The organism is Halomonas salinarum (genome assembly GCF_012062845.1).
Lineage (GTDB): Bacteria > Pseudomonadota > Gammaproteobacteria > Pseudomonadales > Halomonadaceae > Onishia > Onishia salinarum.
Genome location: NZ_WWNB01000009.1, coordinates 55112 through 70846, shown reverse-complemented (window position 1 = coordinate 70846; position 15735 = coordinate 55112). Strand labels below are relative to the sequence as shown.

Here is a 15735-nt window from a genome sequence, read left to right as displayed (position 1 = left end):
TCGAAGGTAGTTAAGAAGACCACTGATTGGACAGCAGCTCCGCTTGCCGAAGAATCAACTCTATGACATCCGGCGATTTATCCGGCGGGTACTTGTAACGCTGGAGCGTCCGGCGTACCAGTATCCGCAGCTTGGCGCGCACGCTTTCGCGCACCTGCCAATCGACGGTGGTCGAGCCGCGCAGCTTGTTGGTTACTTCAACCGCCAGTGCCCGCAACTTATCATCACCCAGCTCTCGTACCGCGCTTTCGTTGGTGATCAAGGCGTCGTAAAAAGCGATCTCGTCGGGGTTCAGGCCCAGCGCCTCGTTGCGTTCCATATCGGCCTTGAACTGCTTGGCCATCTCAATCAGCTCTTCGATCACCTGCGCCGTCTCGATGCCGCGGTTGTTGTACTTGCGCAGCGTCTCCTGCAAGCGATCCGAGTACTTTTTCTCCTGCACGGCGTTAGTGCGCGTTTTGGCCTTGATGTCGTCCTTGAGCAGTTTCTCCAATAGCTCGACGGCCAGGTTGCGATACGGCATCTGGCGCACGTCTTCGAGAAACTCATCGGAGAGCAGCCCGATATTGGGCTTGTCGAGCCCGCAGAGCGCGAACACGTCCGTCACGTCCTCGGCCACTACGGCGTTATCGAGGATCTGCTTGAGCGCGGAGTTTTTCTGCTCTTCGCTCAGTGAGCGGTTCAAGCTGGTATGTTTGACCAGTGCCGCCTTGATCGCCGAGAGAAACGCGATCTCCTTGTGCAGCGCTTTTGCTTCATCCAGCGTACTGCACAGCGAATACGCCTTGTTGAGTTGTAGCACGGTATCGAGAAAGCGCTGCTTGCCCTTGTCCAGGCTCAGAATATAGTTGGCCGCTGGCGGCAGCAGTTTGTGCGGCGCCTCTTCAAAACCGCTGTAGTCGAAGCCATCGCGGTTGGGGCCGCTGGCAAACATGCCGTGAATAACATCGAGCTTTTCTTCCAGCACCGCGAAGGCTTCCTCGGCGCTGTAGGTAGGCTGGCCCTTGCCGCGGGAGTCGGTGTAGGTCTTGAGGGCGTTTTTCAGCTCGTTGGCGATGCCGATGTAGTCCACCACCAGCCCGCCGGGCTTGTCCTTGAATACCCTGTTCACGCGGGCAATGGCCTGCATCAGGTTGTGCCCTTTCATGGGCTTGTCGACGTACATGGTGTGGCAGCACGGCGCGTCGAAGCCGGTCAGCCACATATCGCGGACGATCACCAGCTTAAGCGGGTCCGCCGGGCTCTTGAAGCGCGTCTCCAGCCGCTTCTTGGTCTTCTTGTTGTAGATGTGGGGCGTCAGCAACGCACTATCGGCCGCCGAACCGGTCATGATGACCTTGATTGCGCCTTTTTCCGGGTCGTCGTCGTGCCACTCGGGGCGCAGGTTGATGATCTCATTGTAGAGCTGCGCGCAGATGCTGCGGCTCATGGCGACGATCATCGCCTTGCCCTCAATCGCCTGATTGCGTGTCTCGAAGTGCTCGACAAGGTCCGACGCGATGCGTTTGAGCCGCGGCTCAGTGCCCATCAACTTTTCCAGACGGCTCCACTCGCCCTTGGTGCGCTCCCGTGCGCCGGTATCCTCTTCATCCTCGATGACATCATCGACCTGCTCGGAGAGCTGGTTGATTTCCTCGCGGTTGATGTCGAGCCGTGCCAGGCGCGATTCGTAGAAGATCGGCACGGTGGCACCATCGTCGACGGCGTCCTGAATGTCGTAGATCGAGACGTAATCGCCAAAAACGGCGCGGGTGTCCTTGTCTTCATTGGCAATCGGCGTGCCGGTAAAGCCGATAAACGACGCGTTGGGCAGGGCGTCGCGCATGTGCTTAGCAAAGCCGAACTGGTAGGAGCCATCCTGCTTGAGGGTGGCTTTCAGGCCGTACTGGCTGCGGTGAGCCTCATCCGAGATCACTACGATGTTGTGGCGGTCATTAAGAACTGGGTGGCCGCTCTCGCCGTCCAGCAAAGCAAATCTCTGAACAGTGGTGAAGAGGATGCCGCCGGATTCGCGCTCGGCGAGCTTTTGGCGCAGGCTCTCGCGGCCCTCGGCCTGTACCGGGTCCTGCTTGAGCAGATCGCGAGCGCTGCTGAAGGTGCCGAATAGTTGACCATCGAGATCAATACGATCGGTCACCACGACCAGCGTCGGGTTGTGCATCGCCGGTTGCTGCAACAGCTTGCCCGCGTAGCAGACCATTGAAATACTCTTGCCCGAGCCCTGGGTATGCCATATAACCCCAGCTTTCTTACTGCCGGGTTTGACCTCGTCGCCATAAGTCGCGCGTTTCTCGCCCAAGCCCGCCGCAGGTTCCTCGGCAGCAATCACTGTCGCCTTCACCGCCTCGCGTACAGCGTGAAACTGGTGGTAACCAGCAATCTTCTTGATCACCCGCTCGGCGTCGGTCTCGAACAGCACGAAGTAGCGCAGGTAATCCAAAAACAGTTCGCGGTCGAAAAAGCCTCGCACCAGGGTTTCGAGCTGCCACTCCAGCAACGGTTTGTCGTCTTCATTCTTGATGGTGCGCCACGGCATGAAGCGCTCCTGATCTGCCGTTAATGAACCGACCCGCGCGGTGTAGCCGTCGCTCACCACCAGCGCTTCGTTGGTGACGAACAGATCGGGGATTTCCGTCTTGTAGGTCTGTAGCTGATTGAAGGCGCCGGAGGTATCGGCGGTTTCGCTGCTCGGGCTTTTTAGCTCGATCACCGCCAGCGGCAGGCCGTTGACGAAGCAGACGATATCCGGGCGGCGGGGCTGCTTGCTCCCCTGAATCGTGAACTGATTGATGGCGCGGAAGCGGTTGGCCTCGACGCGCTCGAAATCGACCAGAAAGGCGTGGTCATAGATGACCTCATCATCGCGCTTGTACTGCACCGGCACGCCGTCGAGCAGCCACTGGTGGAAAGCGCGGTTACTGATGGTCAAATCAGGGCTTTGCGGTTTGCTGATCTGCGCCACGGCCTGCTGAACGGCGTCATCGGGTAGCTGCGGGTTGAGCCGGGTGATGGCTTTTTCGAGATCGCCGCGCAGCAGCACCTGCTTGTAATCGTCTCGCTCGGGCGAGGCGCCATCGTGGGCGATGTCCGGCCCGTGCGCAATTTCCCAGCCTGTAACGCCAAACCACTCAAGACAGAGCTGCTCCAGTTGATCTTCGGTCATTAAATCACCCACTCAGCATATCTAAATTACAAAATTAGTCATTATCTGGTTCGGACGACACATCAAGAATATGTGAAACGATATACTCTCTAGCTTCTTCGGGATAACTATGGCGACGTAGAAGTGCCCGGGTCTTTGCTTTTATCTCTGCTTGTAAAGACTCCCGTTCCATCCAATCCACTAATTTCCCGCTTGCAACGACCTTTGATAGCTCTTTTGACAGCTTGTCTATGCTTTCTACACTGATTGATCTTGCGGAATCTGGCGTTAGCAAAAGGGATTCAACTGATTTAAATTTCCTAGGTCTAGGTGTCGACTTTTCTGGCTTACTCTTATCTCCAAACACTCCGTCCATGAAAGTCTTGGCTATTTCTTCGTCAAAACCAGAATCTTTTAAATCAACCTTACCCGACTCAACAAAAGCGTCAGAAACATTACTTTCAAGGACTTCCTTGGATTCAAGATGATCATCAGCACCTGGGCTTTGATCATGACCACTTATTTTTAGAGAGTCTTGACTCGTTGATGAGTTATGATCCTCCATATATGTATTGCAATAATCCGCAGCACCTATGAGATCAGGAAACAAACTGGCATGATGAACATTCATACGCCTTAAATGCCTGAGACACTCTTTTTGACCTTCATTTTTTATATAAATCTTACATATATAGCGCGCTAGAATAGATGCCTCTTCAGACTCATCTGCATCTTTGAGCGCATCAATAGGAAACTCTTCGCTCCAGAGCACTTCTGCCAGCTTATTTTCAATGGTCGAGTCGAAAGGAGAAAATGTAAAAAGCCCGGCCTGGCTGACTAACCTACCATGATCGTCTTTTCTAGGTTCAAAAACTCGTATATCAGGGCAAAACTCATCATTTGATACAAAAGTTTTGTTTAAGGCATAGACAGCCCTGTAGGAATTTTCTTTTTCATCTTTCCTATTTTCTTTAGAAAACGCGAAGAAGAGAGCAACATAAGGAGAGTATGTCCAATCAAGCAACGGCGTCATTAGCCCGTGATGTTGCCCGATGGACCAAAGTTCATCATCATCAACGCCATCTTCCAGCAACGAGTGATCCGTTGTTCTACCTCTTATTGCTTTTCGGAATAGCCCCAACTGTTGACTGGCAAGTTCTTCTGTAACGATACCATCGTCCGTAAGGCGCCCAAGCGTCGGCGTCATACTCCAGTCAAACCGGCGATGTCCACGAAACACCCATTCCGTGCCTAGGGCATCAAAGAAAGGGCTTTCTAGCAGCTCGACGAAATCCTTCCAGCCTTCTATTTTTGTAGCGGGTATTCGACCACTAAACTCATCCGACAAAATCTCAAAACTTTTTTCAGGACTGTCACTCTGCCAAGTTGGCACCTTTCCCCAATTGAACTCATCTGGCATCAAGAACTCCTAAATAAAGATTAGCCAAATACTTTAAAATATTTTTACTTTTCAGTTGCTACAGGTATTATCTCGCCAGAAAGGAGTTTAGGCAGGAGGGTATCGCGTAATTCGGCTAGTTTTTGAGACTGGCTAATATTTTTAGCTTGCGCGGTAAAAAGTGGTCTCACTTGGCGCGCGTAACGTAGTGCCAATGCTTCGCAAGGCGCCACCACATCCATTTTTGCAACCTGCTTAGGCTGCGCCCTTTGTCTACTGCCTGTAGATCCAGTGACGCTAGCTATAACACCTGCCTGAAAAGGAGCAGACGAGATCATCCCGGCGACGAAAGCTCTCAGCTTCTCGGACCTTGGGACAAATTGCATAAACTCGGTTGAACAAATAGCAGCTTCATTATCAATAGGTTCAGGCCACCATACCCGAGAGGTGCTCGGATTGAGCTTTGAAGTAAGCACGGAAGTCTTTTTAACCTTATATTTTCCACTTTTAATGCTCGCACCCGCATCTAAAGCTGGTGCTTTTCCTGCATCAAAGGCCGGAATGCTGTAATGCTCCCATATCTTTTCTGGATTTTCTGAAGGCTTGATAGAGCTGGAATCTAACTTGGCGAGTTTCTCGAACGGTGTTACTTCCCACCCCTCCGGAATCTCCCCCAGCTCACTTTCCTGCATCGCCGAGGGAAACAGCGCGGCGGTCTCATACAGCTCTTGGTAGCGCTCTGGATCTTCCGCGCGTAGCGCGTCGAGCTGAGCCGCCGTCTTGCCGGCAATCGCCTGCATCGCGGCGCGGTTCATGTAGGATTCCAGATCGCCCACCGCGGGCGGCTCGTCAAACTCTGCGGCGTAGCAGACGGGAGATGCGGGTTCATTTTCTGGCTGTAGCGCCTGCCAACGCTGACGCGCGGCGATCTTGGCCTTGACCGGCTCGAAATCGACAAACCAGCTTTTGAAAATAGCCTGAGCCATCTGTTCGAGGGTTTGATTGATGCGATAGTTGTGATTAATTTTTTTATCTAAGGACTCTAAATTACGCACTATCCATCTTTGAACTGAAAGCTCAGGCAGTTTCACCTTTTGCTTTTTAAGCTGGCCTAGATTAAACCCCGGCACAGCAGCCCCAATACCATTGGCAAGGATTTCATTTTGCTTCTCAGGACTTGAAAATACATAGTATAAAAACTTAGGCTCAACCTTCTCTCTATTTACGGTCAGCTTCATCTGCTTATTAGATATAATATATTCAGACCAAAAGGCATCTTCATCGACCAAACCAACTTGATTGATTGTCCCCCAGCAAGTAAATATCAAATCCCCGTACCTAACGGTAGACCGCACAAATTCATTTGCCTTTTCTCTAGATAGAAAAACGCCCCCTTCATCGCTCAACTTAACACCTGGATCAGCACTCAAATTAGAGCCACGAATAACGGGAACACCTTTTTCAACAAAAAATTTTGAGCTAATTGCTGATCCAAAGGGGCCTGTAGAAAGAGCATTTGGTTGGTCCGCTGCGATGTCTTCGATAGTAACCTCTGGCCACTCAGCACTCATAACCCAGCCCCCCAAGATTCCGCTTGATCTCGCTTTCCAGCCGGTCGCTTTCCTCGAACTGGTCTTTCAGCTGCGCGGTCAGCCGCGCCATCTTGTCGGCAAAAGGTTCATCGTCCTCTTCCTGAACCGCCGTGCCCACATAGCGCCCCGGTGTCAGTACGAAGTCGTGCTTTTCGATGGCGGCGAGATCGGCGGAGGCACAAAAGCCGGGCACGTCTTCAAACGCATCAGTGCGTTGCCAGCTATGGAAGGTGTCGGTGATCTTCGCGATATCTTCACTGGTGAAATCACGCAGCACACGGTCGCGCATATAGCCCTGCTGGCGGGCATCGATAAACAGCACTTCGCCTTGACGCTTACGTTTTTCGACGCCGTTGGGCGAAAGGCCGCCGGTTTTGTCCTTGGTCAAGAACCAGATACAGGCGGGAATCTGGGTATTGGTAAAGAGCTGGCCCGGCAGGGCGACGATGCACTCGACCAGATCCTTCTCGATCAGGCGGCGGCGAATTTCACCCTCGCCGCCGCTATTGGAGCTCATTGAGCCGTTGGCGAGCAGCAGCGCCATACTGCCCACCGGGGCGAGGTGGTGCAGCATGTGAAGTAGCCAGGCGAAGTTGGCGTTACCCTTAGGCGGCGTACAGAAATCCTTCCATCGCACGTCGTCAGCGAGCGATTCGTGCCACCAGTCCTTGACGTTGAACGGCGGGTTGGCCATCACGAAATCGGCGCGCAGGTCCGGGTGCTGGTCATCGAGGAAACTGTCGGCGTTTTTCTTGCCGAAGTTGAAGTCGATGCCGCGAATGGCCATGTTCATCGCGGCCAGCCGCCAGGTGGTGGGGTTCGACTCCTGCCCGTAGATGGAAACGTGCTTTTTCTGCTCGGCGGGGTCGTAGTGGTGCTCGCGGGCATGCTCTTCGATGAACTTGTCAGACGAGACAAAGAAGCCACCTGAGCCCATGGCCGGGTCATACACGCGTCCCTTATAGGGCTCCAGCATCTCGACGATCAGCGAGACGATGCTCTTGGGCGTGTAGTACTGCCCGCCCTGCTTGCCTTCGGCAAGGGCGAACTGGCCGAGGAAATACTCGTAAACGTGGCCGAGAATGTCCTTGCTGCGCAAGCTGAGCGGCTCGCCATCGAGCGTCGGCTGAGTAAAGGAGGTGTCCGAGAAGGAGTTGATCAGCCCGATCAGCTTGTCGTTATCGACCTGAAAGCGGCTGATGCCTTCCAGCACGCCCTTGAGCTTGTCGTTGCTTTTTTCGATGGCCTCCAGGGCGTTGTCGATCAGCCAGCCGACCGAACGCAGGCGCACGTCTTCGCCTTTATTGTCCTGCCAAAGCACCGAGCCAGTGGGCAGCGCGGCGCTCTCTTTCAGCGTGCTCCAGCGCGCCTCCTTCGGCACCCAGAACACGTTGGCCTCGCGGTAGTAGTCGAGGATCTCAAGCTCATCCTCAAGCGCCTTCTCGTACTCGGCGTCGCAATCGTAATCCTCGCGTGGCAGGTAGTAGATGTTGTCGTCGGCGTCGTTCTTGAACAGTCCGAGCAGCTCGCGCTGGCGCTCCTCGAAGGCGTCGGAGACGTACTTCAGGAAGATCAGCCCGAGCACCACGTGCTTGTAGTTGGCGGCATCGAGGTTGTTGCGTAACTTGTCGGCGGCTTTCCAGAGCTTGTCTTCAAGCTCTTTCAAAAATTGCTGTTCGGTGCTTTGCATTCATGACTCACTTGAATTAAATCATTGGATTATGCTACTTCAGCCGCGCGCTGGGTGTCATTGTTACCACTCAGAAAAAACCCGCCTTGCGGCGGGTTTCTTAGTATTAGCAAACACAAGCGTGATCACTCCCACTCGATCGTCGCGGGCGGCTTGCTGCTCACGTCGTAGGTGACGCGGGAGACGCCCTCCAGCTCGTTGATGATGCGGTTGGACACCTTCTCCAAGAGCTCATACGGCAGGTGCGCCCAGCGGGCGGTCATGAAGTCGATGGTCTCGACGGCGCGCAAGGCGATCACCCACTCGTAGCGGCGGCCGTCGCCGACCACACCGACGGACTTCACCGGCAGGAAGACGGCAAACGCCTGGCTGGTCTTTTGATACCAGCCGGCGTTGTGCAGCTCCTGGATGAAGATGGCATCGGCCTCGCGCAGGATGTCGGCGTATTCCTTCTTCACTTCGCCGAGGATGCGCACGCCAAGGCCCGGCCCCGGGAAGGGGTGACGGTAAACCATGTCGTAGGGCAGGCCGAGCTCGACGCCGAGCTTGCGCACTTCGTCCTTGAACAGCTCACGCAGCGGCTCGACGAGCTTGAGCTTCATGGTCTCGGGCAGGCCACCAACGTTGTGGTGCGACTTGATGACGTGCGCCTTGCCGGTCTTGCTGGCCGCGGATTCGATCACGTCCGGGTAGATGGTGCCCTGGGCCAGGTAATCGACGCCTTCGATCTTGCCGGCCTCGCTGTCGAAGACATCGATGAAGGTGTTGCCGATGATCTTGCGCTTGGCTTCAGGGTCGTTGACGCCTTCGAGCTTGCTAAGGAACTGGTCTTCGGCATCAACGCGGATCACTTTGACGCCCATGTGCTGGCCGAAGGTCTCCATTACCTGGTCGCCTTCCGCCTTGCGCAGCAGGCCGTTGTCGACGAACACGCAGGTCAGCTGGTCGCCGATGGCCTTGTGCAGCAGGGCGGCGACCACGGAGGAGTCGACGCCGCCGGAGAGGCCGAGCAGCACGTGGCTGTCGCCGACCTGCTCGCGCACACGGGCAACCTGGTCCTCGATGATCTGCGCCGGGGTCCACAGGCGCTCGGACTGGCAGATATCCAGCACGAAGTGCTCGAGAATGCGCAGGCCCTGCAGGGTGTGCGTCACCTCGGGGTGGAACTGCACGCCGAAGAAGCGCTTCTCTTCCCAGCTCATGGCGGCGATCGGGCAGCTCGGGGTGGAGGCGGTCACGGTGAAGGTGTCCGGCACCTCGGCGACCTTGTCACCGTGGCTCATCCACACGTCGAGCAGTCGCTTGCCGCTGTCGTGGTCGATGTGATCGGAGATGTTCTTGAACAGCGCGGTCTCGGCATCGAGGCGAATCTGGGCGTAGCCGAACTCGCGCTGATTGGAGCCGGCCACCTTGCCACCGAGCTGCTCGGCCATGGTCTGCATGCCATAGCAGATGCCGAGTACCGGCAGACCCATCTCGAACACGCACTGGGGCGCACGAGGCGAGCCAAGCTCGGTAACGGACTCCGGGCCACCGGCGAGGATGATGCCGTTGGGGTTGTACTCGCGGATCTCGTCTTCGGTAATGTCGAAGGCGCGCACTTCCGAGTACACCCCGATCTCGCGCACGCGGCGGGCGATCAGCTGGGTGTACTGGGAGCCGAAGTCGAGGATCAGGATCTTGTGGGCGTGAATATCGGTCATGAAGAAAACATCTCTGTGAGGCCGCAAGCCGGTCCAAAAGCTAGCCAGTCCAAAAACACAAGCGGCGGGGATAAGCCCCGCCGCCGTCTAGCGCATGCTGTGATCAGCCAGCCCGGTAGTTCGGGGCTTCCTTGGTGATCTGCACATCGTGCACGTGAGATTCGGTGATCCCCGCGCCGGTGATCTTCACGAACTCCGGCTTGGTACGCATCTCTTCGATGGTGTGGCAGCCGGTGTAGCCCATGGAGGCGCGCAGACCGCCCATCATCTGGTGCACGATGGCGCTCATCTGGCCCTTGTAGGGCACGCGGCCTTCGATGCCTTCCGGCACCAGCTTCTCGACGCCTTCATCCTTGCTCTGGAAGTAGCGATCCGAGGAGCCCTGGGTCTGGGACATGGCGCCCATGGAGCCCATTCCGCGGTAGGCCTTGTAGGTACGGCCCTGGAAAAGCTCGACTTCGCCCGGGGCTTCTTCGGTACCGGCCAGCATGCTGCCGATCATCACGGTGCTGGCACCGGCGACGATGGCCTTGGCGATATCACCAGAGAAGCGCACGCCGCCATCGGCGATCAGCGGGATGTTGTAGGGCTCGAGCGCTTCGGACACGTTGGCCACTGCGGTGATCTGCAGCACGCCGACGCCTGTGACAACGCGCGTGGTGCAGATGGAACCGGGGCCGATACCGACCTTGACGGCGTCTGCGCCAGCTTCGGCCAGGGCGACCGCGGCATCGGCGGTGGCGATGTTACCGCCGATCACCTGCACCTCGGGGAAGTGTTCCTTGACCCAGCGCACGCGCTCGATGACGCCCTTGGAGTGGCCGTGAGCGGTATCGACGACCAATACGTCGACGCCAGCCTCGACCAGGGCGGCGATGCGATCCGGTGTCTCGGGGCCGGTACCGACGGCGGCACCCACCAGCAGGCGACCGTCGCTGTCCTTGGCGGCACTGGGGTAGGTGCGCGCCTTCTCGATATCGCGCACGGTGACCAGGCCCTGCAGGTGGAACTCGTCATCGACGATCAGGATCTTCTCGATGCGGTTTTCCTGCAGCTTGGTCTTGATCTCGCTCAACGGGGTGCCGACCGGGACCGTCACCAGCTTTTCGCGCGGCGTCATGATCGCCTCGACGCTGTCGCTGTGGTCCGGCTGGAAGCGCATGTCACGACCCGTGACGATACCCACCAGTGCCTCACCCTCGACCACCGGGAAGCCGGAATAGCCATGCTCTTGGGCCATCGCCAGCAGATCGGTAAGCTTGGCCTTGGGGCCAACGGTCACCGGGTCCTTGACGATCACACTTTCATGCTTCTTGACCTTGCGCACTTCGGCGGCCTGGCCAGCGATGGTCATGCTCTTGTGGATGATGCCGATACCGCCTTCCTGCGCCATGGCGATTGCCAGGCGAGCCTCGGTCACGGTATCCATGGCGGAAGAACAAAGTGGGATGTTCAGTTCGAGATTGCGGGTCAGGCGTGACTTGAGGCTGACGTCCTTGGGGAGGACATCCGAGTAGCCGGGAACGAGTAATACGTCATCGAACGTAAGAGCTTCTTGCGCCATACGTAACATATCGGCAACACCCAATGTTGAGCAGATGGAGGATGTGGTGAGGGGAAATTAATCAGCCATTATAACGCCGAGCCCTACCCTCCATCAATCCAAGTGATGCCGGAAAGCCTGCTCCCCGGCTGAAATCGTGCCAGGCTAATACACTGCTTTCTTACCTCATCCATCCATTTCGTCTTGTAAGCCCGGACACACGACAGGAGATCACGCCAGTTTGATTGACACCCCCACCCCACGGCTTACCGCCCTCGCCCGCTTCCTCCCCACCCTTGGTCTGGGGCTTGTCGGCGGCGCCATTGGCTTCTGGCTCGACCTTCCCTTGCCCTGGCTGCTGGGCGCGATGATCGCCACCACGGTGGCAAGCCTCGGTGGGACACGGCTGCGTTCGCCGGGGCGTGGGCGCAAGGGCGTGCTGGTGGTGATCGGGGTGATGCTCGGCTCGGCCTTTCATCCGGGGGTTAATATCGATGTCGCCGCCTGGAGCGCGAGCCTTGGCATCATGCTCGTGGCAACGGCGGTGATGATGGCGTTCTCGGTGTGGTTCTCGCGTCGCGTCGCCGGCTATTCGCTGGAGACCGCGCTATACGGCGGGGTGCCCGGTGGTGTGTCGACGGTAACGCTGATGGCGCTGGAGTCCGGCGCCGACCTGCGGGTAGTCGGCATGACCCATGCAGTGCGCATCCTGATCCTGCTGCTGGCCATTCCACTGGCATTGCCGCTACTGGGCCATGTCAGCCTGCCACCGACCAACACGACACTTGAGCACTGGCTATGGCTTCCCGGCGCGGCGGATGCCGCCTGGCTTACCGCCGCGGGGCTTGTTGGTGCCTGGCTGGGTCAGTGGCTGCGGCTGCCAAGCGCCCTGCTGTTCGGCCCCGCGCTGGCCTCGGCGGCGCTGCATCTGTCGGGGCTCAGTGAGGCCGCGGTGCCCCCGTCACTGATTGCGCTGGCGCAAATCCTGATCGGCATCTCGGTGGGCGTGCGCTTTACCGGTACCTCGCTGGCCTCGGTCGGCTACAGCCTGGTGATGAGTGTTCTGCAGGCGCTGGGGCTGGTGGTGATCGCTGGCCTGGCCGCCTGGGGCGCACAGGTAATGACCGGCACCTCGCTTGCCGCGGCACTGCTCGCCTACATGCCCGGTGGCGCCCCGGAGCTGAGCCTGGTGGCGCTGTCGTTGGGTATCGACCCGGCCTTTGTCACCGCCCACCACCTGCTACGCATCAGCCTGCTGGTGCTCTGCCTGCCGCTGCTACTGAGTATCGGGCGCCGCTTGAGCGCCTGATGCGGCAGCGCCAGTGGCCGGCCGTGGCTCATCGCGCTGCTGGCGCAGGAAGTCCACCAGGCGCGGGAAGATGTCCTCGTGGACCCGGTTGCCCATGAATACATCCTGGTGGCCATAGCCCTCGAAGACCGCCAGTTGATGGCGCCCTGGCGCGACCTCTTCCAGCATCCGGTGGCAATGGAGATTGCTGTCGGTGAAGACGCGGTTGGTGTCGCCGGTCATGAACAGGCAGGGCGTCTCCACGCCGGCCGCGCCCCGAATATAGTCGTCGGGCAGGTCGGCATAGCGTGGATCATCGGGTTTCATGCGCACCGTGCGATGGCCACGACCCAGCATCTTCAGCACATGCTTGTGGTAGTTGAGCCCCACCGGGCCATAGAGGTCGCCGCCACGGCGGTGGGTGATCTCATCGAGGTTCTCGTGCAGGTACAACGCCGGCCAGCCGGTACCCCACATCAGCGAGAGCATGTGGCAGGCGGGCACATCGCACTCGCGATGAAATAACGAGACCATCTTCGACAGCAACTTGCCAAGCGTCAGCCGAGGGTCCTCACTCCAGCCCGGACTGACATAAGGCTGTTGGAAGATGCGCTCGAGGATGAAAGGGAAGACATGCCCCTTGATCCGCGACCAGGTCGGCACGTGAGGCGTCAGTGCCACGCTGTTGGCGATGCAGGAGCGAATGCCGGTCACGGTGCCAGCGAACAACGCCATGGTGAAGCTCATGGCTCCCAGGCAATGACAGATGACGTGAATATTGACATCGGCGCCTGCCACCTCACGGAGTTTGGCAATCGCCGCCGGGTGATCAAAGAGTGCACAGTCGTCCATCGACCAGTCGCTGGGCTGGAGGTTGTAGGGATGGCGGTTACTCATGCGAAAGTCCAGAGTCCAGACGTCGCTGAAGCCCGCGTCCAGCAGGTAGCTGACCAGGTTCTCGTGCTCAGGCTGGATGAACATGTCCGAGGAGGTGGTCAGGCCATGGATGATCATCACCACGTCGCGGCACGGCGCCCGGCAGAAGCGAAGCAGCGACAGCCCCAGGCCGTCCTCCGTGGTGAAGTGGTGGGTGCTGGTCTCGGCGTCGCGGACGCCTTCTAAAGTGTAGAGCGGAATCTCGCGTGACATGGAGCCCTCCTTGGAGATGAGACATCAACGGTCTTGAGGAACCGCTAAGCGAGGATCTCGCTCATCGCGCGCTCGGCCAGGGCGGCGATGGTTCGCGAGGGGTTGAGCCCCAGGGCCCGGGGCACGATGGCGCCATCCAACACGTACAGTCCCGGATAGCCGAACGCCTCGCCCTTGTGGTCCACCACCCCGTCCTCGGCACTCGTGCCCATGTTGCAGCCGCCCAGCGGATGCGGCGTCAGCAGGTAATCGAACAGCGTCCAGGACAGCGGCTCCAGCGCCAGCCCACCGGTGGCCTCGGAAAGACGCTTGTGGCGCTCGATCAGCGCCTGGATGGTGGGCCGCGAACGCTGTACGTCGTAGTCCAGCATCAGGTCCAGATCGCGACCGAGCCAGGAGCGGTCGAGGCGCATGACCCCGTCGCTGGCATCGACGCCCTGGCCGAACCAGGGCATCAGGTGGGCGTGAGGATCGTGGCTGCGCAGTAACCCGTCGAGTAGCAGCCGCCAGCCTTCGTAGAGCCGTTCGCCGGCGCCGTTGCGTGCCAGGGCGGCGTGCAGGGCATTGCCGACCACATCGGGGAAGCCACCGTCCTCCACGAAGTAGCGCTCGCCGCCGTCCGCGCCATCCAGATAATCGATGGCGCAGGTGATGGTCGGCCCCCGAGTCGGCGACACCTTGCGATCGGCATAGAACGCCGGGGTCAGGAAGTCGCCGTTGGCACACCAGCCATGGCCGAGCCGGGGCGATAGCGCCGGCAGGGTGCGATACTGGTCACGACAGCGCAGCAATAGCTCAGTGGAGCCCAGCGACCCTGCTGCCACCACCACTCGTCGGGCGGTCTCGCTTTCCTCACCACCGCCGTCCAGGCGCCGGTAGCGTACCCGGTATCCCTGCCCTTCCACCTCGATGGACCGCACCAGGCATAGCGGGCGAATCTCGGCGCCCTGATCCTCGGCGCGGGCCAGATAGTTGAGATCGAGGGTATTGCGGGCGCCTACCGGGCACCCCAGGTCGCACTCGCCGCAGTGCACGCAGGTGCCCTGAGGCCGGCCGAAGGCGTTGGTCTCGTCACGGCTGTGACGCGGATCGTGGGGCGCGTCGAGGCCATAGTGCCAGGACTCGTCGAAGCGCACCGCCATGGGTAGCTTGCGGAAACGCGACGCATCGCCGGTTCGTGAGGCAGCGTCGCGCATCAGGGCATAGCGTTCGGTGAGCTGGCCGTCGGGCAGGGTCTGGACCTCGAGCATGCGGCCGGTGGTGGCATAGTGCGGCGCGAGTGCCTCGAAACTGATCTCCTCGGGCCAGCCGTGATCGAAGACGAAGCGCTCGGCCTCGACGAAAATGTTGGCATAAATCAGCGACCCTCCGCCGACGCCGGCGCCCTGAGCCACCCCGACGCGGGGGAAGAGCCGCAGATCGAGCCAGCCGTGGTGGTGCTCGGGGTCCTCCACGTCGAAGATCCAGTCGTCGCCGGCGCCGCGGGGCAGGTCTTCGGTCTTCCAGCGCCGACCGCGCTCCAGCACCAGCACACGCTCGCCGGCCTCGGCCAGGCGGCAGGCCGACACCGAGCCGCCGAAGCCGGAGCCAATGACGATGGCATCATAGGTGAAACTCATGAGCGGCCTCCTCCTGCCAGGGGGGCGTAGAGATCCCAGAGCTCACCGAAGAAGAAGCCGCCGAAGGTGGCCAGGGTGCGCACATCACCGTCGCCGGTGGTGTGCAGGGTCGAAAGCAGCGCCATCAGTTGGGGCACACCGAGCTCGAGGATGCCGGCGCCGATCACTTCGCCGCCGGCATCCTCGCCCCGGTGCAGACGGGTATAGAGAGTGGTGGTATCACGCCACAAGTCGGGGCCGGGATCATTGCGCACCCGTTTCTCGCCGGCCAGGTAATAAGCGGAGCCGCCGGCCGTGAAGCCCAGCTCGTAGACCATGCGGCGCCCCGCTCCGTCCGCCTGGGCCGGCGAGAAAAGCTTGAAAACGCCGGAAGGCGCCGCGAGATCGACGCCCAGGGGCGCGAAGTCGATCCGACCCGTCAGCTCCCCGGGATGGTCAGGGTCGGCGACAAAGCGCGAGAGATCATCGATGAACACCTCAGCGTGCATGGCCAGTCGGGTACCGGTGCGGCGTCCTGCTTCCGCGCCGGAAACCGGATCTGTCTCGCCCAGAGCAAAGCAGCCCTGCATGGTCTCTTCGAAGGCGATGCCCGCGGTCATGATGTCGTCCT

Annotated in this window: 10 protein-coding genes; 1 reads left to right on the top strand and 9 read right to left on the bottom strand. The window is 59.2% G+C overall.

Going from position 1 to position 15735, the window contains the following annotated elements; all coding sequences use genetic code 11:
• Positions 1–10: 10 nt before the first annotated feature.
• The 6 genes from HF027_RS08395 to guaB form a co-directional block, all read right to left on the bottom strand.
• Positions 11–3163 carry a type I restriction endonuclease subunit R gene (locus tag HF027_RS08395; RefSeq protein WP_168014683.1) on the bottom strand — a complete coding sequence of 1051 codons (3153 nt, stop codon included), beginning with the start codon at positions 3161–3163 and terminating at the stop codon, positions 11–13.
• Between the two features lie 34 nt (positions 3164–3197).
• A complete protein-coding gene (locus HF027_RS08390; RefSeq protein ID WP_209316423.1) occupies positions 3198–4562 on the bottom strand; it encodes an FRG domain-containing protein in 1365 nt (454 codons plus the stop codon).
• Between the two features lie 44 nt (positions 4563–4606).
• A complete protein-coding gene (locus HF027_RS08385; RefSeq protein ID WP_168014679.1) occupies positions 4607–6112 on the bottom strand; it encodes a restriction endonuclease subunit S in 1506 nt (501 codons plus the stop codon).
• Complete coding sequence (locus tag HF027_RS08380; RefSeq protein WP_168014677.1) at positions 6102–7823, bottom strand: class I SAM-dependent DNA methyltransferase; 1722 nt, start codon at positions 7821–7823, stop codon at positions 6102–6104. Before HF027_RS08380 ends, HF027_RS08385 begins: the two co-directional genes overlap by 11 nt.
• A gap of 125 nt (positions 7824–7948) precedes the next feature.
• Positions 7949–9526, bottom strand: coding sequence for a glutamine-hydrolyzing GMP synthase (guaA, locus tag HF027_RS08375; protein ID WP_168014674.1), 1578 nt, complete (start codon positions 9524–9526; stop codon positions 7949–7951).
• A 103-nt stretch (positions 9527–9629) separates the two neighbouring features.
• Complete coding sequence (gene guaB / locus HF027_RS08370) at positions 9630–11099, bottom strand: IMP dehydrogenase (protein WP_168014672.1); 1470 nt, start codon at positions 11097–11099, stop codon at positions 9630–9632.
• A gap of 211 nt (positions 11100–11310) precedes the next feature.
• On the opposite strand from guaB, the gene HF027_RS08365 reads away from it, so the two are divergent.
• A complete protein-coding gene (locus HF027_RS08365) occupies positions 11311–12378 on the top strand; it encodes an AbrB family transcriptional regulator (protein WP_168014670.1) in 1068 nt (355 codons plus the stop codon).
• On the opposite strand, the gene HF027_RS08360 is transcribed toward HF027_RS08365, so the two are convergent.
• Genes HF027_RS08360 through HF027_RS08350 form a run of 3 tightly spaced genes read right to left on the bottom strand, consistent with a single transcriptional unit; the run spans position 12346 to position 15724 of the window.
• Positions 12346–13506, bottom strand: coding sequence for an alpha/beta fold hydrolase (locus HF027_RS08360; protein WP_168014668.1), 1161 nt, complete (start codon positions 13504–13506; stop codon positions 12346–12348). The genes HF027_RS08365 and HF027_RS08360 overlap by 33 nt on opposite strands.
• A 44-nt stretch (positions 13507–13550) precedes the next feature.
• The gene (locus tag HF027_RS08355; RefSeq protein ID WP_168014666.1) at positions 13551–15125 is read right to left on the bottom strand and encodes a GMC oxidoreductase; all 1575 of its coding nucleotides are present in this window, start codon (positions 15123–15125) and stop codon (positions 13551–13553) included.
• Positions 15122–15724, bottom strand: a complete 603-nt coding sequence (locus HF027_RS08350) for a hypothetical protein (protein ID WP_168014664.1) — start codon at positions 15722–15724, stop codon at positions 15122–15124. Before HF027_RS08350 ends, HF027_RS08355 begins: the two co-directional genes overlap by 4 nt.
• Positions 15725–15735: the final 11 nt, after the last annotated feature.